At 60.3% G+C, this 22,893-nt stretch carries 24 protein-coding genes; 15 read left to right on the top strand and 9 right to left on the bottom strand.

Annotation, left to right across the window (positions count from 1 at the left end):
* Positions 1–52 precede the first annotated feature (52 nt).
* Positions 53–1,276 carry an argininosuccinate synthase gene (locus tag PVA19_RS16135; protein WP_062444382.1) on the top strand — a complete coding sequence of 408 codons (1,224 nt, stop codon included), beginning with the start codon at positions 53–55 and terminating at the stop codon, positions 1,274–1,276.
* 246 nt (positions 1,277–1,522) lie between these two features.
* Here PVA19_RS16135 and PVA19_RS16130 read toward each other — a convergent pair whose 3' ends face one another.
* Positions 1,523–1,990, bottom strand: a complete 468-nt coding sequence (locus PVA19_RS16130) for a MarR family winged helix-turn-helix transcriptional regulator (RefSeq protein WP_274103417.1) — start codon at positions 1,988–1,990, stop codon at positions 1,523–1,525.
* 242 nt (positions 1,991–2,232) lie between these two features.
* Here PVA19_RS16130 and PVA19_RS16125 point away from each other — a divergent pair, with 242 nt between their 5' ends.
* The 4 genes from PVA19_RS16125 (at position 2,233) to ppa (ending at position 7,885) form a co-directional block, all read left to right on the top strand.
* The gene (locus tag PVA19_RS16125) at positions 2,233–4,299 is read left to right on the top strand and encodes a M3 family metallopeptidase (protein ID WP_274103416.1); all 2,067 of its coding nucleotides are present in this window, start codon (positions 2,233–2,235) and stop codon (positions 4,297–4,299) included.
* Positions 4,300–4,569: 270 nt separating this feature from the next.
* On the top strand, positions 4,570–6,390 hold the full coding sequence (gene typA, locus PVA19_RS16120) for a translational GTPase TypA (RefSeq protein ID WP_062424909.1): 1,821 nt from the start codon (positions 4,570–4,572) through the stop codon (positions 6,388–6,390).
* Between the two features lie 212 nt (positions 6,391–6,602).
* Positions 6,603–7,109, top strand: coding sequence for a GNAT family N-acetyltransferase (locus PVA19_RS16115; RefSeq protein ID WP_062597372.1), 507 nt, complete (start codon positions 6,603–6,605; stop codon positions 7,107–7,109).
* Between the two features lie 242 nt (positions 7,110–7,351).
* Complete coding sequence (gene ppa / locus PVA19_RS16110; protein ID WP_062424907.1) at positions 7,352–7,885, top strand: inorganic diphosphatase; 534 nt, start codon at positions 7,352–7,354, stop codon at positions 7,883–7,885.
* Between the two features lie 2 nt (positions 7,886–7,887).
* Here ppa and PVA19_RS16105 read toward each other — a convergent pair whose 3' ends face one another.
* The 7 genes from PVA19_RS16105 to hemC all read right to left on the bottom strand — a co-directional run bounded on the left by PVA19_RS16105 (position 7,888) and on the right by hemC (position 14,410).
* Entirely contained in the window at positions 7,888–8,202 is a 315-nt protein-coding gene (locus PVA19_RS16105; protein ID WP_274103415.1) for a DUF167 domain-containing protein, read from the bottom strand.
* Positions 8,199–8,513 carry a YggT family protein gene (locus PVA19_RS16100; RefSeq protein ID WP_062424905.1) on the bottom strand — a complete coding sequence of 105 codons (315 nt, stop codon included), beginning with the start codon at positions 8,511–8,513 and terminating at the stop codon, positions 8,199–8,201. The genes PVA19_RS16105 and PVA19_RS16100 overlap by 4 nt, the downstream gene beginning before the upstream one ends.
* A gap of 259 nt (positions 8,514–8,772) precedes the next feature.
* Positions 8,773–9,264 carry a tellurite resistance TerB family protein gene (locus tag PVA19_RS16095; RefSeq protein WP_062424904.1) on the bottom strand — a complete coding sequence of 164 codons (492 nt, stop codon included), beginning with the start codon at positions 9,262–9,264 and terminating at the stop codon, positions 8,773–8,775.
* Between the two features lie 27 nt (positions 9,265–9,291).
* Positions 9,292–11,094: a heme biosynthesis protein HemY gene (locus tag PVA19_RS16090; protein ID WP_274103413.1), complete on the bottom strand. Its 1,803-nt coding sequence runs from the start codon at positions 11,092–11,094 to the stop codon at positions 9,292–9,294.
* A gap of 3 nt (positions 11,095–11,097) precedes the next feature.
* Complete coding sequence (locus PVA19_RS16085) at positions 11,098–12,585, bottom strand: hypothetical protein (protein ID WP_274103411.1); 1,488 nt, start codon at positions 12,583–12,585, stop codon at positions 11,098–11,100.
* A 133-nt stretch (positions 12,586–12,718) separates the two neighbouring features.
* On the bottom strand, positions 12,719–13,477 hold the full coding sequence (locus tag PVA19_RS16080; protein ID WP_274103409.1) for a uroporphyrinogen-III synthase: 759 nt from the start codon (positions 13,475–13,477) through the stop codon (positions 12,719–12,721).
* A 3-nt stretch (positions 13,478–13,480) separates the two neighbouring features.
* Positions 13,481–14,410, bottom strand: coding sequence for a hydroxymethylbilane synthase (gene hemC / locus PVA19_RS16075; protein ID WP_274103408.1), 930 nt, complete (start codon positions 14,408–14,410; stop codon positions 13,481–13,483).
* 72 nt (positions 14,411–14,482) lie between these two features.
* Here hemC and tsaD point away from each other — a divergent pair, with 72 nt between their 5' ends.
* Genes tsaD through PVA19_RS16050 form a run of 5 tightly spaced genes read left to right on the top strand, consistent with a single transcriptional unit; the run spans position 14,483 to position 17,996 of the window.
* Positions 14,483–15,580 (top strand): tRNA (adenosine(37)-N6)-threonylcarbamoyltransferase complex transferase subunit TsaD, encoded by a 1,098-nt coding sequence (gene tsaD / locus PVA19_RS16070; RefSeq protein ID WP_274103406.1) that lies wholly within the window; start codon positions 14,483–14,485, stop codon positions 15,578–15,580.
* A complete protein-coding gene (locus PVA19_RS16065; protein ID WP_274103405.1) occupies positions 15,577–16,566 on the top strand; it encodes an NAD(P)H-dependent glycerol-3-phosphate dehydrogenase in 990 nt (329 codons plus the stop codon). Before tsaD ends, PVA19_RS16065 begins: the two co-directional genes overlap by 4 nt.
* 25 nt (positions 16,567–16,591) lie before the next feature.
* Positions 16,592–16,885, top strand: coding sequence for a YciI-like protein (locus PVA19_RS16060; RefSeq protein ID WP_062424898.1), 294 nt, complete (start codon positions 16,592–16,594; stop codon positions 16,883–16,885).
* A 14-nt stretch (positions 16,886–16,899) separates the two neighbouring features.
* On the top strand, positions 16,900–17,343 hold the full coding sequence (locus PVA19_RS16055; protein ID WP_274103403.1) for an EVE domain-containing protein: 444 nt from the start codon (positions 16,900–16,902) through the stop codon (positions 17,341–17,343).
* An 8-nt stretch (positions 17,344–17,351) separates the two neighbouring features.
* Entirely contained in the window at positions 17,352–17,996 is a 645-nt protein-coding gene (locus tag PVA19_RS16050; RefSeq protein WP_062424896.1) for a class I SAM-dependent methyltransferase, read from the top strand.
* Between the two features lie 14 nt (positions 17,997–18,010).
* Here PVA19_RS16050 and PVA19_RS16045 read toward each other — a convergent pair whose 3' ends face one another.
* Positions 18,011–18,376 carry a hypothetical protein gene (locus tag PVA19_RS16045; RefSeq protein WP_274103401.1) on the bottom strand — a complete coding sequence of 122 codons (366 nt, stop codon included), beginning with the start codon at positions 18,374–18,376 and terminating at the stop codon, positions 18,011–18,013.
* A 304-nt stretch (positions 18,377–18,680) separates the two neighbouring features.
* On the opposite strand from PVA19_RS16045, the gene sdhC reads away from it, so the two are divergent.
* The 5 genes from sdhC to PVA19_RS16020 all read left to right on the top strand — a co-directional run bounded on the left by sdhC (position 18,681) and on the right by PVA19_RS16020 (position 22,849).
* Positions 18,681–19,073: a succinate dehydrogenase, cytochrome b556 subunit gene (gene sdhC / locus PVA19_RS16040; RefSeq protein WP_062424894.1), complete on the top strand. Its 393-nt coding sequence runs from the start codon at positions 18,681–18,683 to the stop codon at positions 19,071–19,073.
* Between the two features lie 12 nt (positions 19,074–19,085).
* Positions 19,086–19,466, top strand: a complete 381-nt coding sequence (gene sdhD, locus PVA19_RS16035) for a succinate dehydrogenase, hydrophobic membrane anchor protein (RefSeq protein WP_062424893.1) — start codon at positions 19,086–19,088, stop codon at positions 19,464–19,466.
* 6 nt (positions 19,467–19,472) lie between these two features.
* On the top strand, positions 19,473–21,314 hold the full coding sequence (sdhA, locus tag PVA19_RS16030; RefSeq protein WP_274103400.1) for a succinate dehydrogenase flavoprotein subunit: 1,842 nt from the start codon (positions 19,473–19,475) through the stop codon (positions 21,312–21,314).
* 17 nt (positions 21,315–21,331) lie between these two features.
* Positions 21,332–22,111: a succinate dehydrogenase iron-sulfur subunit gene (locus tag PVA19_RS16025; protein ID WP_062424891.1), complete on the top strand. Its 780-nt coding sequence runs from the start codon at positions 21,332–21,334 to the stop codon at positions 22,109–22,111.
* Between the two features lie 204 nt (positions 22,112–22,315).
* Positions 22,316–22,849 (top strand): protease inhibitor Inh/omp19 family protein, encoded by a 534-nt coding sequence (locus tag PVA19_RS16020; protein ID WP_062444358.1) that lies wholly within the window; start codon positions 22,316–22,318, stop codon positions 22,847–22,849.
* Positions 22,850–22,893 lie beyond the last annotated feature (44 nt).

Below are 22,893 nucleotides of genomic sequence, written 5' to 3'. Positions count from 1 at the left end.
AAGGAAAGGCGAGGCTTGAAGCGATCGCCGGTTATGCAAATGGATTTCACGAATGGCACTCCCGAAAGACGTTAAGAAAGTCGTTCTCGCCTATTCCGGCGGTCTCGATACCTCGATCATCCTGAAGTGGCTGCAGACCGAACTCGGCGCGGAAGTCGTCACCTTCACCGCCGATCTCGGCCAGGGCGAGGAGCTGGAGCCGGCGCGCAAGAAGGCCGAGATGCTCGGCATCAAGGAAATCTTCATCGAGGATGTCCGCGAGGAATTCGTTCGTGATTTCGTATTCCCGATGTTCCGCGCCAACGCCGTCTATGAAGGCGTCTATCTGCTCGGCACGTCGATTGCCCGCCCGCTGATTTCCAAGCACCTGATCGAGATTGCCAAGAAAACCGGTGCTGACGCCATTGCCCATGGTGCGACCGGCAAGGGCAACGACCAAGTGCGTTTCGAGCTTTCCGCTTACGCCTTGAATCCGGATATCAAGATCATCGCACCGTGGCGCGACTGGACCTTCAAGAGCCGTACGGATCTCCTGAACTTCGCCGAACAGCACCAGATCCCGGTTGCCAAGGACAAGAAGGGCGAAGCGCCGTTCTCCGTCGACGCCAACCTGCTGCACTCCTCGTCCGAGGGCAAGGTTCTGGAAGACCCGGCGCAGGAAGCCCCGGAATATGTGCATATGCGCACCATTTCCCCGGAAGCTGCACCCGACAAGGCAACCGTCATCAAGGTCGGTTTCCGCAAGGGCGATGCCTGCTCGATCAACGGTGTTGAAATGTCGCCTGCAACCCTTCTGCAGACGCTCAACGATTATGGCCGCGACAATGGCATTGGCCGTCTCGACCTCGTGGAAAACCGCTTCGTCGGCATGAAGAGCCGTGGCGTCTACGAAACCCCCGGCGGCACGATCCTGCTTGCAGCGCACCGCGCCATCGAATCCATCACGCTCGACCGCGGTGCAGCACACCTTAAGGATGAGCTGATGCCGCGTTACGCCGAGCTGATCTATTACGGCTTCTGGTTCTCGCCGGAGCGCGAAATGCTGCAGGCCCTGATCGACAAGAGCCAGGAGCATGTGGAAGGCGAAGTGACCCTGAAGCTCTACAAGGGCAATGTCATGGTCACCGGTCGCGAGAGCGCGAAGTCGCTCTATTCCGACAAGCTCGTCACCTTCGAAGACGACCAGGGCGCCTACGACCAGAAGGATGCCGCCGGCTTCATCAAGCTGAACGCGCTGCGTCTGCGTACGCTCGCAAAGCGTAACCTCGGCAAGTAAGAGGTCCGCAAGGGCCGTCCTGAGCCTCCGCTTTTGCCGGGGCTCAGGTCTCTCAACCAACTTGGCTTAGAGGGCGTAAAGCCTCTCGGCCGTCATCCTCGGCTTTGAGCCGAGGATCCATAAACCGTTGACGCCATTGGAAAACTTGGATCCTCGGGTCAAGCCCGAGGACGACCAGAGGCGGAGGACGAGATCACCTCACGCATGGAAGCCCCGTTTTGCGCGGGGCTTTTTATTGCTCCCGGCTCAGCCTTCTGTCCGGTTCTTATCCATCGCCGCGGTGTGGAGGTTCTTCTGCAAGACGGAGAGCAGCGCATGGAAGCGCTCGATGTCTTCCCTGCCCAAACCTTCGGTCGCCTGCGCCATCAGGCCATCCACCTCCTCGCGCACCGATTTCAGCATCTGCGTCGAGCTTTCCGTCAAGTAGATGCACTTCGACCGGCGGTCGTCCGGGTTGGGGCGGCGCTCCACGAGGGCAAGCGATTCCAGCTTGTCGAGATAGGTGCAGACCGTCATCGGTTCGAGACCGATGCGAGCGGCAATGTCCGCCTGCTTGGCACCGTCGATGGCAGCAACGGTCAGCAGCGCGCGGGCCTCGCCGGGCGTCAGCCCAAGGCCTGCATTGGCAATACGCCGTTCGAACACGCTGTTGAGAAAACGGGCGCTGCTATTGAGCAGAAAGGCCAGCGGTTCTCGTTCGGGATTGGATGTCATCAAATGGGTGCTTTTCACTAGAACTATTCTACGTTGTGACAACTTCTGTCTTTCCATGCAATCGGATGGAAGAAGAAAGTGTTCCGCACGCTCCATGTCTTTGACATCCACGCATCGTGCTTTTGCGGAATCGACGCCGATTTTTAGGGCCGTTGCCGTTGCCCTTCTTGCGGTCTGATATTGAAAGCTTGCCGTCAGCATGCCCATATGGCTGACAATCACATCTGCATGAGGACATCACCATGACATCGACGATCGCGTATTATTCCGCTCTAACCGACTGGAACGGGAAAAACGGACTGCCGCGTTTCGATGCCGTCAAGGATGAGGATTTTGCCGGTGCGTTCGATGCGGCCCTTGCCGCCCATGATGCAGAGATCGATGCCATTGCCGGCAACAGCGAAGCGCCGAGCTTCGCCAATACGGTGATTGCGCTCGAAATCGCTGGCGACGAGTTGTCGCGCGTCTCGGCGCTGTTCTGGAACAAGGCGGGCGCCCATACAAACCCGCAAATCCAGGCGCTGGAACGCGAGATCGCGCCAAAAATGTCGCGCCACTATTCGCGCATCGGCATGAATGAGGCGCTGTTCAAGCGCATCGATACGCTGTGGGACAAGCGCGAGACGCTGGGACTGACCCATGAGGAACTGCGGGTCCTGGAGCGCCACTGGAAGGGCTTCGTGCGCGCCGGCGCGAAACTGCCCAAACCCGAGCAGGAGCGTCTTGCCGCCATCAACGAGGAGCTGGCAGGTCTTGGCGCAAACTTCGGCCAGAACGTACTTGCGGATGAAAAGAACTGGAAGCTGCTGCTGTCTTCTGATGAGGAACTTGCCGGCATTCCGGGCTTCCTGCGCGATGCCATGGCGGGTGCCGCCAAGGAGCATGGCGAGGAGGACAAGTTTGCAGTGACGCTGTCGCGCTCGATCATCGAGCCCTTCCTCACCTTTTCCGAGCGCCGCGATCTGCGCGAACAGGCCTTCAAGGCCTGGGTGGCTCGCGGTGAAAATGGTGGCGAGACCGACAATCGCGAGATCGTCAGGAAGACGCTGGCGCTGCGCGAAGAAAAGGCAAGGCTCTTGGGCTATGAGAGCTTCGCGGCCTACAAGCTGGACGACACGATGGCGAAGACGCCGGATGCAGTGAACGGTCTCTTGACCCAGGTCTGGGAAAAGGCCGTCGCGCGCGCTGGCGAAGAGGAAGCCGAGCTTGCCACGATCATTACCGACGAAGGCAAAAACCACGAGGTCATGCCCTGGGACTGGCGCCATTATGCGGAGAAGCTCAGAGCAAAGCGCTTCAATTTCTCCGAAACCGAGCTGAAGCCCTATCTGCAGCTGGAAAAGATCATCGAGGCCTGCTTCGACGTGGCGACACGCCTCTTCGGCATCCATGCCGTCGAACTGAAAGACGTCAAGGCCTACCACCCCGATGTCCGTACCTTCGAAATCCGTGACGCCAATGGCGAGCTGAAGGCTATGTTCCTCGGCGACTATTTCGCCCGGCCCTCCAAGCGCTCGGGCGCTTGGATGAGCTCCTTCCAGTCGCAGCACAAGCTGCCGCTGAAGAACGGCACGGTCGGTGAACTGCCGATCATCTACAATGTCTGCAACTTCGCAAAGCCATCAGCCGGCAAGCCAGCACTCCTGTCGCTCGATGATGCGCGCACGCTGTTCCACGAGTTCGGCCACGCGCTGCATGGCATGATGTCGAACGTCACCTATCCGTCCGTTTCCGGTACCGGCGTTTCGCGCGACTTCGTTGAACTGCCCTCGCAGCTTTACGAACACTGGCTGACCGTGCCGGAAATTCTCGAGACCTATGCGCTGCATTACGAGACCGGCGAGCCCATGCCGAAGGCGCTGCTGGACAAGGTGCTTGCGGCCCAGACCTTCAATGCCGGCTTCAACACGGTAGAGTTCACCTCCTCGGCGCTGGTCGATATGGCGTTCCACACCCGTGGCACGGTGGAGGATCCGATGGCGGTGCAGGCAGAGGTGCTGACTTCGCTCAACATGCCGAAGTCGATCACCATGCGCCACGCCACGCCGCACTTTCAGCACGTATTTTCCGGTGACGGCTATTCTGCCGGCTACTATTCCTACATGTGGTCGGAAGTGCTGGATGCCGACGCCTTCGAGGCTTTCGAGGAGACGGGCAATCCTTTCGATCCGGAAACGGCGCGCAAGCTTCTCGATAATGTCTATTCCGTTGGCGGCGCGGTCGATCCGGAAGTGACCTACAAGGCCTTCCGCGGCAAGATGCCGAGCCCGGAGGCCATGCTGAAGAAGCGCGGACTGGTCGCTGCGTAACGCATGCCGCGCAGAAGCGTGAAGCCGTCCTGCGACGCTGATATGCTGTCAAAGAAAGGGTGAGGGCGGGAAGAGCGAATCTGAACGATCGCACCCGCTTCAACCTTAAAAGCGCGCAAAAACCTGTCACACATCTCTGATACGGCGTTTTCGCAAGGGCCTTATGTCACAGGCCCCCCTTTCGCATTTGCAAAAAAAAGGTTATGAGCCCGCCAAACTAAATTGGCGCATCCCATACGATCAGCGCCCCAACCTCAGAGATTTAATCATATGGCCCTTCGCAACATCGCGATCATCGCGCACGTTGACCATGGAAAAACGACACTTGTTGACGAGCTTCTGAAGCAGTCTGGTTCGTTCCGCGACAACCAGCGCGTTGCCGAGCGTGTTATGGATAGCAACGATCTGGAAAAGGAACGCGGCATCACCATTCTCGCCAAGGCGACCTCGGTTGAGTGGAAGGGTGTTCGTATCAACATCGTCGACACCCCCGGCCACGCCGACTTCGGTGGTGAAGTCGAGCGTATCCTCTCCATGGTGGACGGTGCGATCGTTCTGGTCGACAGCTCCGAAGGCCCAATGCCGCAGACGAAGTTCGTCGTCTCCAAGGCGCTGAAGGTTGGTCTTCGCCCGATCGTCGCGATCAACAAGATCGACCGCCCGGATGGCCGCCACGAAGAAGTCATCAACGAAGTCTTCGACCTTTTCGCCAATCTCGACGCGACCGACGAGCAGCTGGACTTCCCGATCCTGTACGGCTCCGGTCGTGATGGCTGGATGAACGTCAACCCGGAAGGTCCGAAGGACCAGGGTCTTGCACCGCTGCTCGATCTGGTTCTCGAGCACGTGCCTGAGCCTACGGTCGAAGAAGGTCCGTTCCGCATGATCGGCACGATCCTTGAGGCCAACAACTTCCTCGGCCGTATCATCACTGGCCGTATCGCGTCCGGCTCGATCAAGCCGAACCAGGCCGTCAAGGTTCTGGGCCAGGATGGCAAGACCATCGAAACCGGCCGTATTTCGAAGATCCTCGCTTTCCGTGGTATCGAGCGCACCGCGATCGAAGAAGCCCATGCAGGCGACATCGTCGCTATCGCTGGCCTTTCCAAGGGCACCGTCGCCGACACGTTCTGCGATCCTTCGGTCACTGAAGCCATGACCGCACAGCCGATCGATCCGCCGACCGTCACCATGTCCTTCATCGTCAATGACAGCCCGCTGGCTGGCACCGAAGGCGACAAGGTCACGAGCCGCGTCATTCGCGACCGTCTGCTCAAGGAAGCCGAAGGCAACGTTGCGCTGAAGATCGAAGAAGCCGAAGGCAAGGACTCGTTCTTCGTGTCCGGCCGTGGCGAATTGCAGCTTGCGGTTCTGATCGAAACCATGCGTCGCGAAGGCTTCGAGCTTGCCGTGTCGCGTCCGCGCGTCGTGATGCACAAGGATGAGAACGGCACCCTGCTGGAGCCGATCGAAGAAGTCGTCATCGACGTCGATGAAGAGCATTCCGGTGTCGTCGTTCAGAAGATGTCCGAGCGCAAGGCTGAAATGGCCGAGCTTCGTCCTTCCGGTGGCAACCGCGTTCGTCTGAAGTTCTATGCGCCGACCCGTGGCCTGATCGGCTACCAGTCGGAACTGCTGACCGACACGCGCGGTACGGCCATCATGAACCGCCTGTTCCACGATTATCAGCCCTTCAAGGGTCAGATCGCGGGCCGCGTCAACGGCGTTCTGCTGTCGAACGGTTCGGGCGAAGCTGTCGCCTACGCCATGTTCAACCTGGAAGACCGTGGCCCGATGATCATCGAGCCGGGCGAAAAGGTTTATGCTGGTATGATCATCGGCATTCACACCCGCGACAACGATCTCGAAGTCAACGTGCTGAAGGGCAAGCAGCTCACCAACATCCGCGCCGCCGGCAAGGATGAAGCCGTGAAGCTGACGCCGCCGATCCGCATGACGCTCGACCGCGCGCTTTCCTGGATCCAGGACGACGAGCTGATGGAAGTGACGCCGAAGTCGCTTCGTCTGCGCAAGCTCTACCTCGATCCGAACGATCGCAAGCGCTTCGAAAAGGCCAAGATGGCCGGCTGATCGCCCTGCCATTAATCATGTTTCCAAGAACCCGGCTTGAGCGCGCCTCAGGCCGGGTTTTTCTTTGCCCGCGCGAATCAAGCCCGCTTGTCTCAATGGTAAAAAAAGCGTTAATCTTTTCTCCATCGTCCACATGATTAGGCTGTGGGTAAGCTTCCCGCCGTTAACCTTTATGGCTGGTAAGTTTTCATGGCCGGGGCCAGAATCGCGTTATGAAAACGTTATCCATCGATGTGCGCCGGGCTGAACCGGAAGACGCTGCCGCTATTGCAGAGACGCATCGGCTGTCCTGGGAGCAGGCCTATGCAGGACTTATTCCCCACAAGCCGCTCTGGCAGATGCTGGATCGTCGCGACGAGGACTGGTGGCGCCGTGCTGCCCGTGGTTCCGCCACGCTGTTGGTGGTCGAAGTGGCGGGTGTGGTGGCAGGCTACACGACGCTTGGCCTCAACCGTGCTCGCGGTCTTCCCTATGATGGCGAGATCTACGAGCTTTATCTGCGTCCGGAATATCAGGGCATCGGCCTTGGGACCGTTCTTTTCAAGGAAGGACGCCGCCTGTTGAAGTCGCTCGGCTGCAACGGCGTTGTGGCATGGTGCCTCGAGGACAGCGATGTCGCCAGCCGCTTCTTCCGCTCGCATGGCGGCAAGGATATTGCCGAAGGCATGGAAGACTTCGCCGACAAGCAGCTGCGCAAGATCGGTTTTGCCTGGCGCTGACTGTTCTTCAAGCCGCGTCATGTGCGCATTGACGCAAGTATCACGATTGGCCCGATCCCGTGATGCCGCCAGGGCACCTGTTAAAACTTCTCGCCCGTCGTTTCTTGTAGCGCTCTCAAACCTTTAAGCTCAGCCCATTCTTGGTTCGACAAAAGCGCAAAGGTTGCGGCGGGCGATGTTGCAAAGCGCTGCCTTTCCCAGTATCGAGGATCAATCTCAACTCACCGAAATAAGGAAAGAGTATGCGTATTGATGCAATCTCCGTCGGCAAGAACCCGCCTGAAGACGTCAATGTGATCGTTGAAGTGCCGGTCGGCGGCCATCCTATCAAGTACGAGATGGACAAGGATGCTGGCGCACTGATCGTCGATCGCTTCCTCTACACGCCGATGACCTATCCGGGCAATTACGGCTTCGTGCCGCACACGCTGTCGGAAGATGGCGACCCGATCGATGTGTTGATCTGCAATACCCGCCCGCTGGTGCCTGGCTGCGTCATCAATGTGCGCCCGATCGGCGTGATGATCATGGAAGACGATGGCGGCAAGGACGAAAAGATCCTCGCAGTTCCGGCTCCCAAACTGACGCAGCGTTACGACAAGGTCAAAAACTACACCGACCTGCCGGACATCACGCTGAAGCAGATCGAGCACTTCTTTGAGCACTACAAGGATCTGGAACCCGGCAAGTGGGTGAAGATGGGCGGCTGGCAGGATGTCGACGTTGCCAAGAAGCTGATCCTCGAAGCCGTCGAACGCTACAAGGCGCAGGGCTGATCTCAGCCAATCACCTTTTCAAGCTTACCTAAAAGATCCTCCGGTTCGCCATCGAGCCGGAGGATTTTTTTGCGCGATGTTTCCCCGGACACGAAACTGATCGATGACTTTGGGATCTTCAGCGTCTTAGACAGAAGCGCAATCAGCGCCTTGTTTGCCTTGCCGTCTTCCGGCACGGCGGTGACGCGGGCCTTGAGATAGGGCAGCCCTTCGGCATCCTTCTCCACCCCATCGATGGCATCACGCCCACCTGAGGGCGTGAGCCTCAATCTCAGCTCAATCTGCCGACCGGCGATCTTCCAGGGCTGGAGCGTCAAATGAAGAGCGAGATCAGGAAAGGTCTGATCGGATTCGCGATGATCATCTGAAGGAAGACAATGCCAAGCAGCACCACGAGCGGCGAAAGATCGATGCCACCCATGTTCGGAAGAATCCGGCGGATGGGGCGCAGAACCGGCTCGGTAGCCTGATACAGGAAGTTGCCGATCGCGTTTACGAACTGATTGGAGGAGTTGATGACATTGAATGCGTAGAGCCATGAGAAAATGGCGCTGGCGATCAAGATCCACCAGTAGATTTGCAACGCCAATAATATGATTGTAATCACCGCGTCGATAATGCCTACCATCAATGTCTCCTATGTTGTTGGCAGACATTTAGACATTACCACATGAGCCGACAAGTACCGTCACACGGAAGTGCGCGTTTAGAAAGTGTGTTGTCTTAGCGGCCTCTTTCCAAGGTGGGTAAAAAGCCGAAGACCAATCTCGGCTTTTGCTGCACCGAAAGCGTGACTGGATCTCTCATGCCAGCTTCCTCCGCTTTGCCACTCCAGCCTGCCGCGCGTCTTCGTCGCAAAACTGCTCTACACCGTCGCTCGACGCGGCTTAGATCGCGTCTGCGTCGGCCTCATCATGACCTTCAAGGTGCTTGTGGCTTGCCACCTGCTGGCGCTGCAGCACGCGGTCGCGCACGGAGACGCCAAGAAGCTCGGCGATTCGCCAGATGACGTTGTCTTCCATCTCGTTGCGCTCACCGTCTGCGTAGACGATGTCCCAGAGAATGCCGATGAGTTCGACGCGTTCCTGTTCGTTCAGGTGGCGGCGAATGTCGGTGGTGAAGCGGTAGTAATCCACCGCCTCCTTGCCGGCTTCCTGCCCCGCATCCATCAGCGCATCCAGCTTGCCGGAACTGAGGTCATAATGCTCCTGCAGCAATTCGCGCAGGCGCTCACGCTCCACCTTGGACACCGTTCCGTCCGCTTCCATCACCTGAAAGCAAAGGGCGGCGATGGCGACGCGCAGGTCGTCGGGCGGAAAATCGCGAGACGTGTCGCCACTCGTCAGGCTTTGGAAGAAGGTCTGGATACGGTCGAGCATGGCTCTCCTTGAGCGTTAAAGGCTGCCTTAAAACAGATTGAGGCGATTTTTTTCGTCCGCGGGGGCAGAGGGTTTCTTCACACCCGGATCATCCGGCAAACCGCCGAAGAAAGGAACGGCTTCGCCGCTTTTTTCGATCACTGTGGTTTTTGGCGCAGCGGCCTTGGATGTCTGGCTCGCCGGGGCCACGGGCTTTGCGGGTTCGGCAAGAGGGGCGCCCTCTGCTTTCTTCACGCCGGGGTCGTCCGGCGCGCCGCCGAAGAAGGGAACGACTTCCTCCGCTTTCGCCGAGGGCGTGACCTTTGCTGGTTCACCCGATTGGACCTTGGGCTTTCGCGTTTCGACAACGGGATGAACCGTGGTCCTCGTCTCGGCTTTGGGCTCAACTTTCGTATCGACGTGTGGCTTCGACTCGGTTTTCACCGGCTCTGCCTTTACTGGAACCGGGATTTCGATGATGCGCTCACGAATTTCCGGCTGCGCGACGTCTGGAAGAGAGGCGAGCGCGCTATCGACGCTCACATCTTCCACCGGGCCCTCCAGCTGGCCGAAGGGCGCCTTCCATTCAAAGGCATCCAGACGGCCGGAGACCGGCGAGACCGGATGCCATTTTTCCGAAACGATGCCGTCTGCCACCCAGGCCGGGTCGCGCGGCGCGCGCAGCGCCTGCGCCATCCAGTGACGCACACGGCCCTGGTCGCCGGTCTCGGCCTCCTCGATATCAGCCAGCAGCAGGAAGACGCTTTCGCGGGGGGCGATACGGGCGGCGGCCTGCGCCTTGGCTCTCGCCTTGGCGAAATCCTGCGCGGCCAATGCTGCCTGCGCCACGGCAAAGAGCGATTCGATGTTGTTTGGCTTCAGGCTCTCCAGACGCTCGGCGCGCTTCAGCCGGTCGATCGCCGTATCGCCGCTGCGGGCGCGAACATAAAGCTCGGCGATCTGTGGGTGCGGCTCAGCCTTCCAGACGGGTTCCAGAATGGCGGCCGCCTTGCGCAGATTGTCTTCGCGGAGATAGGACTTGGCGGCGACGAGCGCTGCCGGAACGAGCGCCTTCGACAGTTTCAGCGCAGCTTTTGCGTCGTCGCGCGCACCCTTCGGGTCGATCTCGAACTTCTCTTCCGCCTTCGCGGTCAGAAGCACGGCCTTCAGGCGCTCGGCTTCGCCACGCTCAATGACATGGGCGGCCTTCTGCTGGTCGAGCAGGCGGATCGCATCGTCCCACTCGCCACTGCGGCATTTGCTTTCCAGCGTCGCTTGCGCGGCCCAAGGCAGATAGGGTGCGTTTTTCGCCGCATCCTCGGCATACTGCAGAGCAGCTTCATGCGCGCCCTGGCGGCGAGCCTCGATATAGAGGCCGCGAAGACCAAGTTCACGCGTCTCCGGGTCATTTGCCATTGCCTCGAATTTGCGGCGCGCGGCGTCATACTTGCCTTCGATGAGATCGGCCTGGGCTTCCAGCAGATGGATCAAGGGCTCCTGATCGGCGCTGAGCAGACCCTGTGTTCTCGCGGTCATCTTGCGGGCCAGCAGGGCATTGCCAGCACCGGCAGCGATCAGGCCGGTCGACAGTGCCTGATAGCCGCGGTCGCGCTTACGGGCGCGGAAGTAGCGGCGTGCGGCATGTGGGGAGTTCCACAGCGTGCTGATCATCCACCACAAGATCATAATGGCTGCGATGAGGGCGGCAACCATGGAGGCCGCCACCATCATGCTCATCTGTATCAGCTGCCCCTGCCATTCCAGCGACAGAACGCCCGGACGATCCGCCAGCCAGGCGAAGCCGACGGCGATGAGAAGGACGATGACGACGAAGCTAACGATTCTGGTCATGTCTTACCCCTGCTGGCCTGTGCTGCTGACGGCGCGGTTCAATGTGCTGTTGACGAGATCCTCTACCTGAATGCGTGCGTCCAGCGACTTCTTGTAATCGGCCGATGCCGTCTTGGCGGCTTCGGGAAGAGCATCCCATTCAAGGGCCGCACCCTTCAGGTCGCCATTCTGCAGCTTGTCTTCCATGCGGGCGATCTTGGCATCGTCGCCTTCGCCCTCGACATTGCCGACAGGGCGCACCTTGACCAGCGACATGGCGCTGTTGGCCAGCCTGTCGAAAATGCCTTCATTCGGGTCGGTCGGGCGAAGGGCCGTCAGCATGGCATTGGCCACATCAGGGAAACGACGCACCAGTTCCGCGCGCGTCGGCACGCCGGTATTGGCAAAGGGGCGCAGCGACTGGATCGCCGGATCGTCGGGCGTGACCTTGGAGAGCGTGTCGAGTTCGGTGAGGAAAGGACCGCCGCGATCGATCGCCGCCTTGAGGGCTGCCGAGGCAATGGCGCGCGCCACTTCGACATCGTCCCGAGGCTCGTTGATCTTGGTTTCTGCCGCGTCAAGCCGCTGTGTCAGCGACGCGATCTTCTGGTCTTCTGCGGCGCGCTCGGACTGCAAGGTCGAAACCGTGGTCTCAAGCTGCGAGATCTTCGCGCTGGCGTCGCCGCCGGATGCGGTGGAGCTTTCCAGTGCGGCAAGGCGCTGCTCTAGCGCAGACGTGTCGGCGGTCTGTCCTTTTGGTACTTCTGCGATCTGCTGCTGCAGGCTGGCGACCTGAGATTTCAACGCGGCCAGTTCCGTCGACGAACCGCTATCGGCTGAACTAGACGGCAGGACGCCGGCATATTGCATGCTGCCTGCGGCCAGAAGCGCGATCAGGCCGCCGACAATGCCGGCGGCAATCAGGCCGGAATTGCCTTGCGGCTTCGCATCCCGCGATGTCGACGTGGTGGCGGCCGAAGGCTTGCTGGCCGACGATGCGCTGGAGGATGTGGATGCCGTCGTCTGCGGCTTGAAGGGTTCGCTCTTTGGGGCGTCCTTCCCGAAGGTGCTTGATGTTGTTTTGGCGCTATCGGCAGCGCTGCTCGATGCAGCAGACGATGTGGTGCCGGTGGAGGCGGATGCCGCTGCGGCTTTCGGTGGCTCCTGCTTCACCGTCGCGTCCGTCTTCGCTGGGCCTTCGTCTTTGCCGGATGCGTCCTGCGGTTTTCCGACATTCGGCTCCGGCTCGATCGGCGATTTGGTTGGCTGATCCCAGATCGGCTTCGGGTTTTCGGCTTTTGCGCCGTCCGCCACGCCGGTCGCTGGCTTGACAGGTTCGGTGGTGCTCGGTTCCGTCACCGGCTTCGCGTCACTTGGCGCGCTTGTCGCCGTCGTATCCGCAGGCGTGGATGGCTTGGTGGCGCTGACATCCGTCACGTCCTTGGCGTCCAGATCGATCGTGACCGGCTCGGTCTTGGATTTGGAGTGGCGTGGCGGCTTTCCGGATACCATGACAACCTCATTCTAGTCGTGTCTATTCCTCGGTCGCGGTGGCGACGTACCACCTTTCGGGAAGACGGGATCGCATGTCGCCACGCCCCAAACCTAGTCAGTGATGGTGGCAAAGGAAAGAGGCGAAAGGGAATTAGGTTCCAGCGCCCCTGTCCAGAAGCTGCAACATTGCGTGTTCGCTTGGCGTGGCGCTTGCACATGCGCGACTGCGATGCGGTGTCGGAACGACGTCCAGAACCTTTTCGCTGATGCAGATGAAGCGGCTGGTGTGCAGAAGGGGCGCCAGATCATGGGCCTGGACAAGGTCAAAGAAGATCCGCGCGGTCTCGCGGGAATAGAGGAGAACCGCATCCGGCGGGATGTCGATGAGGGCGCGCAAGGCTGGCCCTTCCCACAAGACCGGCTGCATTTCGTAAATCTCGGCGATATCCAGCGTGATCGCGCTTTCTGCGAGCATGTTTTCGAAACCGCCCTCACGGGGCCGTCCGGCAAGATAGAGCACGTGTGCAGCAAGGCTTTTCGCCGATGATGCTTGCGTGTCGGGCGCCAGTGTCGTCTTCACCAGACGGGCGAGTGCCGCGCCATCTCCCTCACCGGTAATGACGGTCTTAAAGCCGCACTCGCGTGCGGCCTGAGCAGTTGCCGCGCCAACGGCGAAAAGCGGGCGGCCGAGATGGCCGGACAGATCGATGCCGGATGTGTCCAGGGCGCGAAGGGCTTCTGCGCTGGTGACGGCGAGAGCGTCAGGTTGGCGCGTCAGCGCCTCCCTTGCGGCTTGCGCCTTGTGGACCGCCTCGGTCAGCGGCATCAGGATGGGTTCGTGGCCGCGCTCGCGCAACAGCGTCGCCGTCTTCTGCCCCGAACGCATCGGACGGGTCACGACGACGCGCATGGCTCAGGTCCAGCTTTCGAAGAAGCCGGGACCGGCGGCGTGCCGCACCTTTTCGCCGGCCTGGCGGCCGAGCGTTTCGGCATCGGCGAGCTTGCCGGAAATCTCGACGGCATGTTCGGTCTGCCCATCCGGTGTGAGGATGACGCCATGAAAGTGCAGATCCTCCCCATGACAGGTGGCAAGCCCCGCAATCGGCGTGCGACAGGAGCCGTCGAGCGCGGCTAGGAAGGCGCGTTCGCACATCACCGCATCATAGGTCGGCCCGTCATTGATGGCGGAGAGCAGATCCTGAATCCGGCTATCGCCAATGCGACATTCGATGCCGATGGCGCCTTGCGCGGGGGCAGGGGGGAATGCCCTCGGGTCCAGCAGTTCGGTCGGAACGTCGTCCTTGTTCAGCCGTTTCAGCCCGGCAAAGGCAAGCAGGGTGGCATCCGCCTGGCCTTCCGCCAGCTTGCGCAGTCTCGTATCGACCAGACCACGGAAGATGATGACCTCAAGGTCCGGGCGCAGGCGACGGATGAGCGCCTGACGGCGAAGCGAGGCAGAGCCTACGATGGCGCCGTGCGGCAGCTCCAGAAGGCGAGGTGCCGTTCTGCCGATAAAGGCATCGCGCACATCTTCGCGCGGCAGAAAGGCGCGCAGCTCCAGCCCGTCGGGCAGCTTGGTTGCCATGTCCTTGGACGAGTGAACGGCAAAGTCGAGATCGCCGGACAGCAATTGCGCTTCCAGCTCTTCGGTGAACAGGCCCTTGCCGCCGATTTCGGACAGGGGGCGGTCGGTCATGCGGTCGCCCTTGGTCGCGAGCGGCACGATTTCGAACATCTCCGGGGCCAGGTCATGGGCCGCCGCCAGCCGGTCGCGTGTTTCGAACGCCTGTGCCAGTGCCAGCGGGCTACCGCGCGTGCCTATTCGGAAAGGTTTTGTTTGCATCGGCATCTATCCGTTGTTACCGGAGGTGTTCGTACCTAAGTTTCAAAAGCACCGCAATCAACGAACCGGCTGATGACCCCCTTTCTTCGTATCCTCGGCATAGAGACCAGTTGTGACGAAACCGCTGCATCTGTGGTGGTTCGGCATGCTGATGGCCGTGGTGAGATCGTCTCTGACGTCGTTTTGTCGCAGCTGGAAGAACACAGTGCCTATGGTGGCGTGGTACCGGAAATTGCCGCCCGCGCCCATGTGGAAGCCCTCGATACGCTGATCGAGGAAGCGCTCGCCAAGGCGGGCGTGAGGCTGGGGCAAGTGGATGCGATTGCCGCCACCTCTGGGCCTGGTCTCATCGGCGGCCTGATCGTCGGGCTGATGACCGGCAAGGCAATTGCGAAGGCTGCGGGCAAGCCGCTTTATGCCGTCAACCATCTGGAAGGTCATGCACTGACGGCGCGGCTGACGGACGGGCTATCCTTCCCCTATCTGATGCTGCTCGTGTCCGGTGGTCATACCCAGCTGATCCTGGTGCGCGGTGTCGGCCAGTATGAGCGCTGGGGAACGACCATCGACGATGCGCTCGGCGAAGCTTTCGACAAGACGGCCAAGCTGCTTGGCCTGCCCTATCCTGGTGGACCGGCGGTCGAGAAAGCGGCGAAGAATGGCAATCCCGATCGCTTCCCCCTGCCGCGCCCGATGGTGGGTGAAGCAAGGCTTGATTTCTCCTTTTCCGGTCTGAAGACGGCCGTGCGGCAGGCTGCGACCGCTATCGCCCCGCTCACAGATCAGGACATTGCCGATATCTGCGCCTCCTTCCAGAAGGCGGTATCGCGCACATTGCAGGACCGGATCGGGCGCGGGCTTCAGCGTTTCACCGAAACCTTCCCCTCCGTCGAGGATGGACCGGCCCTCGTCGTCGCCGGTGGTGTCGCCGCCAATCAGGAGCTGCGCGGCACCTTGCAGGCGCTCTGCGACAAGCACCGCTTCCGCTTCATCGCGCCGCCGCTTGCGCTTTGCACCGACAATGCCGCGATGATCGCCTGGGCAGGCCTTGAGCGCATGGCGGAAGGCATGGAGCCGGACAGTCTCGACACGCAGCCGCGCTCGCGCTGGCCGCTCGATGCAGATGCCAAGACGCTGGTCGGCTTTGGCAAGCGCGGAGCCAAGGCATGAGCAAGCGCGAAACCATCGTCGTCATCGGGTCCGGCGCCTTCGGCACCGCGATTGCGGTGGTGATTGCGCTTGAGAATCGCCATGACGTGACACTGCTTGGCCGCGATCCGTCCTTGATGGCCGACCTGCAGGCCGATGGCGTGCATAATGCGGCGCTGCCAGGAATCGCGCTTCCCTATGCGCTGAAATATTCCGCCGAACCCGACGTGCTGCGCAATGCCGGCATCGTGCTGTTCGCCATGCCCTCGCAGGCCCAAGCGGATGCCGCGCGCCAATATGGTCCTTACCTGGCTAAGGATGCCGTGGTGATGACCCTGGCGAAGGGGATCGACCGCTCGTCCGGCTTGCTTCTCACGCAAGTGCTAGAAGAGGAATTGCCGTCGCATCCTGTGGCCGTGCTCTCAGGGCCGGGCTTTGCTGCAGATATTGCCAAGGGGCTGCCGACAGCCATGGCGGTTGCAGCCAGCGATGCGGCACTTGCCGAGCATTTGGCGCAAACCATCTCCGGACAGACCTTTCGGCTTTATGCCTCGACCGATCGTATTGGCGTGCAGCTTGGTGGCGCGTTGAAGAATGTGCTGGCGATTGCCGCCGGCATCGTCGAAGGCGCGGGGCTGGGTGAATCGGCGCGTGCGGCCTTGATTGCCCGCGGGCTTGCGGAAATGTCGCGGCTTGTCGTTGCCGTCGGCGGACAGGCGGATACGGTGCGCGGGCTTTCCGGTCTCGGCGATCTTGTCCTGACCGCCACCAGCCACCAGTCGCGCAATCTGCGTTTCGGCATATCGCTGGGGCATGGGGATGCACCCTCGGCCTTTCATGGCGGGCTTGTGGAGGGCGCCTACGCAGCCTCCGTCGCGTCCCGGCTTGCCGCCGACCACAAGATCGACATGCCCGTTACCGATGCCGTTGCGGCGATCATCGACGGGCGGCTGGACATTCGCACTGCCATGCGACAATTGATGACACGGCCCATCACCACCGAATAGGGACTGGGCAAAAGAGGAGAAGACAATGCTGTTTGCCTTTATCTGCAAGGACAAGCCCGGCCATCTGAATGTGCGCATGGACACCCGTCCTGCGCATCTGGAGCATCTGAACAAGCTGAATGCCGAAGGCACGCTGAAGATCGCCGGTCCGTTTCTGGATGCGGATGGCAAGCCGAATGGCAGCCTGGTGATCGTCGAAGCCGCCGATATCGATGCCGCGCGTGCGCTTGCCGATGCCGACCCTTACGCCAAGGCGGGTCTCTTCGAAAGCGTCGATGTGAAGCCCTATAATTGGGTCTTCAACAACCCGGCGGCGTAAGGGCAAAATACGACATGGCGAATTACTGGCTATTCAAATCCGAACCCGACACCTGGTCCTGGGAACAGCAGAAGGCCAAGGGCGAGGCTGGCGAGGAATGGACCGGCGTGCGCAACTATCAGGCGCGCAACAACATGCGGGCCATGAAGCTTGGCGACAAGGGCTTCTTCTATCACTCCAATGAGGGGCTGGAAGTCGTCGGCATCGTCGAGGTCTGCGAGTTGTCGAAGCCGGATTCCTCTGCCGAGGAGGATGCGCGCTGGGACTGCGTGCACATCAAGGCGGTCCGCGACGTGCCGAAGCCCGTGACCTTGAAGGCGGTGAAGGCCAATCCGAAGCTTGCCGACATGTCGCTCGTCACCTCCATGCGGCTTTCCGTCCAGCCGGTGACGGAAGAGGAATATCTGGAAGTCTGCCACATGGCAGGTGTCGACAAGCCACCGCGCTCGCCAGACTGATCCAGACTTTGAAGACCGCGCCAGACGCCTTCATCCGCGCCAATACCAGCATCATGGCACCGCCGCATGTTCCAGAGCTTCGCCTCCATCTGGCGAGTGAAGCGCATGATCTGTGGTTGAAGACCGAAGAAGAGCTGGAGGAGATCGGCCTGCCGCCGCCCTTCTGGGCCTTTGCCTGGGCCGGCGGGCAGGGGCTGGCGCGCTATATTCTCGATAATCCCGATATCGTGCGTGGCAAGCGGGTCGTCGATTTCGCCAGCGGTTCCGGCATGGTGGCAATCGCCGCGGCCCTTGCCGGTACCGCACACGTACTGGCGGTCGATATCGATCCCTGGGCGAAGAGTGCGGTGATGCTGAATGCTGCGGTGAATGGCGTCACGATCGACGTGATCTCAGAGGACGTCATCGGCAAGGATTTCGACGCCGACGTGCTGCTTGCTGGTGATGTGTTTTACGACAAGGGATTTGCCGACGCGCTGATCCCATGGTTTTCCACCCTCACGTCCAAGGGCGTCGTCGTGCTGGTCGGTGATCCGGGCCGCGCCTATCTGCCCAAGACGAAGCTTGTTGCCTGCGCCACCTATCAGGTGCCGGTGACGCGAGCGCTGGAGGATAGCGAAGTCAAGCAGACGACCGTCTGGCGTCTGTCCTGACTGCCAAAATGCCCTTACGGACGGATGACGCAGACACCTGCTTCATAATGGCAGCTGTCATTGAAGGTGCGCTGGTTCACGTGGATGATGCGCGGCTCTACTGTGCTTCGACGATAATCATCCGGCAGATAGGCGCCGCCGCTTTGGGCGTAGAAGTAGTTGCCGTTGCCGGGAAACCGCGCCGCCGTCAGTCCGCCCGCATAGGTGCCGATGCCTCTGACATAGGACGGCAGACCATAGCCACCGACCACGGAGGGCTGTGAATCGCTGTATCTCTGATAGGAGCGGTGGTCGCGATGATCGTCGTTCGCCGTCGCCAAGGAGGGGGAACCAATGGCGATCAGAAGGGTTGGAATGATCCAGGATGCCTGCTTGAACATGATCTTCTCCATCCAGTTTTTAAGCTCTCCGTTCGATCGGAAAGGCTGCTTTTATTTTACGTTTACGTAAATTAAATCGAATGCTGACGTTTGGAAACGCTCGATATTTTATTTTCGATCCCGAGAATCACGCAGAATTTTTTAGACCACAATCGATTAAATTCAAAACGGTTGCCGATTGTACTTGTCGTGATGCTCTCCTGCGATTAAAGGTCGCGCTTGGTGCAATGCACATTCTTTCGTCATGTGCGTTGTTTGGGGGCGCCCGGCTATCATCGGCGCCAGGAAACGCCGTGAGGTTCATATGGCGAACACGACAAACAATCGGCCTTTGTCGCCGCATCTTCAAATCTACAAGCCAATTCCGACAATGGTTGCGTCGATTGTACACCGTATCACCGGTGGCGCACTCTATTTCGGCACGCTTCTCGTTGCCTGGTGGCTGATTGCGACCGCCTCCGGCGTCGACGCTTATGCCTGGGTACAATGGGCCATGAGTTCGCTGATCGGCAAGCTTGTCCTCATCGGCTATACCTGGGCGCTGGTTCACCACATGCTGGGCGGTCTTCGCCACTTCATGTGGGACCTGGGCCATGGCTTCGACAAGCATTTCACCACCAAGCTCGCCAAGGCGTCCTTCGTCGCGTCGATCTGTCTGACCGCGCTGATCTGGGTTGTCGCCCTGATCGTGCGCTGAGGAGATAACATCATGGATATGCGCACCCCTCTCGGCAAGGTTCGCGGTCTCGGTTCGGCCAAGGAAGGCACCGAGCATTTCTGGCGCCAGCGCGTGACGGCCGTTGCCAACGTGCCGCTTTTGATCTTCTTCGTCGGTTTCCTGGTCATGTATGGCGGCGCACCCTATGAGGTCGTCGTTTCGGCTCTGTCGAACCCGCTCGTTGCGGTGACCATGGGCCTCGTCGTCATTTCCGGCCTCATCCACATGAAGCTCGGCATGCAGGTCATCATCGAGGACTATGTGCATGCGGAAGTTCCGAAGCTGGTTCTTCTGATGCTGAACACCTTCTTCGCGGTGGCCGTCGGCGGTCTCTGTCTCTTCGCCGTTCTGAAAATCGCATTCGCAGGATAATCCGTCATGGCACCGAACAGTTCACCCTCCCAGAACGGCAAGGCCTATACTTACGTCGATCACTCCTATGACGTCATCGTCGTGGGTGCCGGCGGCGCTGGTCTGCGCGCCACGCTTGGCATGGCCGAGCAGGGCTTCAAGACCGCCTGCATCACCAAGGTTTTCCCGACCCGTTCGCACACCGTTGCCGCCCAGGGCGGTATTGCCGCCTCGCTCGTCAACATGACGCCCGACTGTTGGCAGTGGCACCTTTACGACACCGTCAAGGGTTCCGACTGGCTCGGCGACGTGGACGCCATGCAGTATCTCGCCATGGAAGCGCCAAAGGCGGTCTATGAGCTCGAGCATTACGGCGTGCCCTTCTCGCGTAACGCCGAAGGCAAGATCTACCAGCGCCCGTTCGGCGGTCACATGCAGAATTACGGCGAAGGCCCGCCGGTACAGCGCACCTGCGCTGCCGCCGACCGTACCGGCCATGCCATTCTGCACACGCTCTATGGCCAGTCGCTGCGCAACAATGCGGAATTCTTCATCGAGTATTTCGCGCTCGACCTGATCATGTCGGATGACGGCCGCTGCACGGGCGTCGTGGCCTGGAACCTCGACGACGGCACCATTCACCGTTTCTCCGCCAAGATGGTCGTTCTGGCGACCGGCGGTTACGGTCGCGCCTATTTCTCCGCCACCTCCGCGCATACCTGCACGGGCGATGGCGGCGGCATGATCGCGCGCGCCGGCCTTCCGCTTCAGGATATGGAATTCGTTCAGTTCCACCCGACCGGCATTTACGGCGCCGGTTGCCTGATTACCGAAGGCGCGCGCGGCGAAGGCGGCTATCTCGTCAACTCCGAAGGCGAGCGCTTCATGGAGCGTTATGCCCCGTCGGCCAAGGATCTGGCATCGCGTGACGTCGTGTCGCGCTGCATGACCATGGAAATCCGCGAAGGCCGAGGCGTTGGCAAGAACAAGGACCACATCTTCCTCCACCTCGATCACCTTGATCCGGCGGTTCTGCATGAGCGTCTTCCGGGCATTTCCGAAAGCGCCAAGATCTTCGCAGGCGTGGACGTGACGCGCGAACCGATCCCGGTTCTGCCGACCGTTCACTACAATATGGGCGGCATTCCGACCAACTATTGGGGTGAAGTGCTGAACGCCGACAGCGAAAACCCAGGTCGCATCGCACCCGGCCTGATGGCTGTTGGCGAAGCGGGCTGCGCCTCGGTTCACGGTGCAAACCGTCTCGGCTCCAACTCGCTGATCGACCTCGTGGTCTTCGGTCGTGCGGCCGCCATTCGCGCCGCCCAGGTCATCAACCGCGAGGAGCCGGTACCGGCGCTCAACATTGCTGCCTGCGACAAGATCATGGATCGCTTCGATCGCCTGCGCAACGCCAGCGGCAGCACGCCGACGGCCGTGCTTCGCGACAAGATGCAGCGCGCCATGCAGGAAGACGCCGCCGTGTTCCGCACGCAGGAATCGCTTGCCAAGGGCTGCGAGCGTCTGTCCGCCATCTGGAAGGAACTTCCCGATGTGAAGGTGACCGACCGCTCGATGGTGTGGAATTCCGATCTGGTGGAAACGCTGGAACTGGAAAACCTGATGGCCAACGCCATCACCACGGTCTACGGCGCGGAAGCCCGCAAGGAAAGCCGCGGCTCGCATGCGCGTGAGGACTACACCGATGGTCCGTTCGCCGGCCGAGACGACGTCAACTGGCGCAAGCACACGCTGGCCTGGGTCAGCGAAGCGGGCGACGTGAAGCTCGACTACCGTCCGGTTCACACCGAACTCATCGCCGATGGCATCGATCCCAAAAAGATCGAGCCAAAAGCACGCGTCTATTGATTTGAGAGGTATTGGACATGGTTGAACTTGCTCTCCCCAAAAACTCTCAGATGACCGAAGGCAAGGTCTGGCCGAAGCCGGCAGGCGCGAAGAATATTCGCGAATACCGGATCTATCGCTGGAACCCTGACGACGGCCAGAACCCGCGCATCGATACCTATTACATCGATATCGATGATTGCGGCCCGATGGTTCTCGATGCGCTCTTGTACATCAAGAACAAGATCGATCCGACGCTCACACTTCGCCGTTCCTGTCGTGAAGGCATTTGCGGTTCCTGCGCGATGAACATCGACGGCACGAATACGCTCGCCTGCACCAAGGGCATGGAAGAGATCAACGGCACGGTAAAGGTCTATCCTCTGCCGCACATGCCGGTGGTCAAGGACCTGGTGCCGGATCTGTCGAACTTCTACGCCCAGCACCGTTCGATCGAGCCCTGGCTGAAGACGGTGTCTCCACCGCCTGCGAAGGAATGGAAGCAGAGCCACGAAGACCGCCAGAAGCTGGATGGTCTTTACGAGTGCATTCTGTGCGCTTGCTGCTCCACCTCCTGTCCCAGCTACTGGTGGAATGGCGACCGTTATCTTGGTCCAGCCGTTCTGCTGCAGGCCTATCGCTGGCTGATCGACAGCCGCGACGAAGCAACGGGCGAGCGTCTCGACAACCTCGAAGACCCTTTCCGTCTGTATCGCTGCCACACCATCATGAACTGCGCGCAGGCCTGCCCCAAGGGTCTGAACCCTGCAAAGGCGATTGCCGAGATCAAGAAGATGATGGTCGAGCGTCGCGTTTGATGATTGCTTGAGCGCTCACAAGATTGACAAGCCGCGGCCACAGGTCGCGGCTTCTTTGTTGCGAAGCGGCGAAGAATTTTCCTAAAATGCCGTCGAAATGGCAATTATCGTTGCCGCGTCTTGCCTTAGCTAAGGCTTTGGTAATAATTCAGCCGCTTTGTGTAACCATGAATTTTCCGAAGCGACGAGAATCGGGAGCTTGAGATGCAAGTTAGATATGTGGTGACGGGCCTTGCGGTCGTTATCGGCCTCGCCGGTTGCCAGCGTACCTCTTACGATTATAGCAGCAATTCGAATGCGGGTCCCGGCTACACGCCGCCGCTTCAGGCGCAGCCTGTTCCATCCGTCCAGTCCGGCGCGCTGCCTCCTCCCGGTGGTTCTTCCCAGTTCCCGACGGCTCCGACGGCAACGCCGCCCGGCAGCGCCAATGTCGCAGCGGGTGCGCCGACGACGGCTCTGGATGTGACCAAGGAATCGATGGTCGGCAACTGGCGTGTGTCCAATGGCGGCGCCAATTGCGACATGTTCCTGACGCTCACCAATCTCGGCAGCGGCTCGCGTGGCGGTACGCGCGGTTGCACCGGCGACCTGACAGCCATGGGCTCCTGGGAAGTCTCGGGCAAGATGGTCCAGTTCAAGAACCGTCAAGGCGATACGATCGGTCGCGTCTACAAGACCTCCGATGCCCGTTACGACGGTACGACCAATAACGGCCAGCCTCTGAGCCTCAGCCGATAACAGATCGACGGGGAGCGCGCGTCTGCTGTAGGCGACGTGCGCTT

Origin of the sequence: Agrobacterium sp. CNPSo 3708 (genome assembly GCF_028674915.1) — a bacterium.
Classification (GTDB): Bacteria; Pseudomonadota; Alphaproteobacteria; order Rhizobiales; family Rhizobiaceae; genus Agrobacterium; species Agrobacterium cavarae.
The sequence above is the reverse complement of the archived record's forward strand: the minus strand, read 5'-3'. Positions and strand labels throughout refer to the sequence as shown.

Coding starts and splice junctions, on each gene's coding strand:
- PVA19_RS16060 (WP_062424898.1), top strand. CDS start 16,592: ATGCTGTTTGCCTTTATCTGCAAGGACAAGCCCGGCCATCTGAATGTG.
- sdhA (WP_274103400.1), top strand. CDS start 19,473: ATGGCACCGAACAGTTCACCCTCCCAGAACGGCAAGGCCTATACTTAC.
- PVA19_RS16085 (WP_274103411.1), bottom strand. CDS start 12,585: ATGGTATCCGGAAAGCCGCCACGCCACTCCAAATCCAAGACCGAGCCG.
- PVA19_RS16080 (WP_274103409.1), bottom strand. CDS start 13,477: ATGCGCGTCGTCGTGACCCGTCCGATGCGTTCGGGGCAGAAGACGGCG.
- PVA19_RS16090 (WP_274103413.1), bottom strand. CDS start 11,094: ATGACCAGAATCGTTAGCTTCGTCGTCATCGTCCTTCTCATCGCCGTC.
- PVA19_RS16065 (WP_274103405.1), top strand. CDS start 15,577: ATGAGCAAGCGCGAAACCATCGTCGTCATCGGGTCCGGCGCCTTCGGC.
- PVA19_RS16055 (WP_274103403.1), top strand. CDS start 16,900: ATGGCGAATTACTGGCTATTCAAATCCGAACCCGACACCTGGTCCTGG.
- PVA19_RS16115 (WP_062597372.1), top strand. CDS start 6,603: ATGAAAACGTTATCCATCGATGTGCGCCGGGCTGAACCGGAAGACGCT.
- PVA19_RS16100 (WP_062424905.1), bottom strand. CDS start 8,513: ATGGTAGGCATTATCGACGCGGTGATTACAATCATATTATTGGCGTTG.
- ppa (WP_062424907.1), top strand. CDS start 7,352: ATGCGTATTGATGCAATCTCCGTCGGCAAGAACCCGCCTGAAGACGTC.
- PVA19_RS16045 (WP_274103401.1), bottom strand. CDS start 18,376: ATGTTCAAGCAGGCATCCTGGATCATTCCAACCCTTCTGATCGCCATT.
- PVA19_RS16025 (WP_062424891.1), top strand. CDS start 21,332: ATGGTTGAACTTGCTCTCCCCAAAAACTCTCAGATGACCGAAGGCAAG.
- sdhC (WP_062424894.1), top strand. CDS start 18,681: ATGGCGAACACGACAAACAATCGGCCTTTGTCGCCGCATCTTCAAATC.
- tsaD (WP_274103406.1), top strand. CDS start 14,483: ATGACCCCCTTTCTTCGTATCCTCGGCATAGAGACCAGTTGTGACGAA.
- PVA19_RS16130 (WP_274103417.1), bottom strand. CDS start 1,990: ATGACATCCAATCCCGAACGAGAACCGCTGGCCTTTCTGCTCAATAGC.
- sdhD (WP_062424893.1), top strand. CDS start 19,086: ATGGATATGCGCACCCCTCTCGGCAAGGTTCGCGGTCTCGGTTCGGCC.
- hemC (WP_274103408.1), bottom strand. CDS start 14,410: ATGCAAACAAAACCTTTCCGAATAGGCACGCGCGGTAGCCCGCTGGCA.
- PVA19_RS16020 (WP_062444358.1), top strand. CDS start 22,316: ATGCAAGTTAGATATGTGGTGACGGGCCTTGCGGTCGTTATCGGCCTC.
- PVA19_RS16125 (WP_274103416.1), top strand. CDS start 2,233: ATGACATCGACGATCGCGTATTATTCCGCTCTAACCGACTGGAACGGG.
- PVA19_RS16135 (WP_062444382.1), top strand. CDS start 53: ATGGCACTCCCGAAAGACGTTAAGAAAGTCGTTCTCGCCTATTCCGGC.
- typA (WP_062424909.1), top strand. CDS start 4,570: ATGGCCCTTCGCAACATCGCGATCATCGCGCACGTTGACCATGGAAAA.
- PVA19_RS16095 (WP_062424904.1), bottom strand. CDS start 9,264: ATGCTCGACCGTATCCAGACCTTCTTCCAAAGCCTGACGAGTGGCGAC.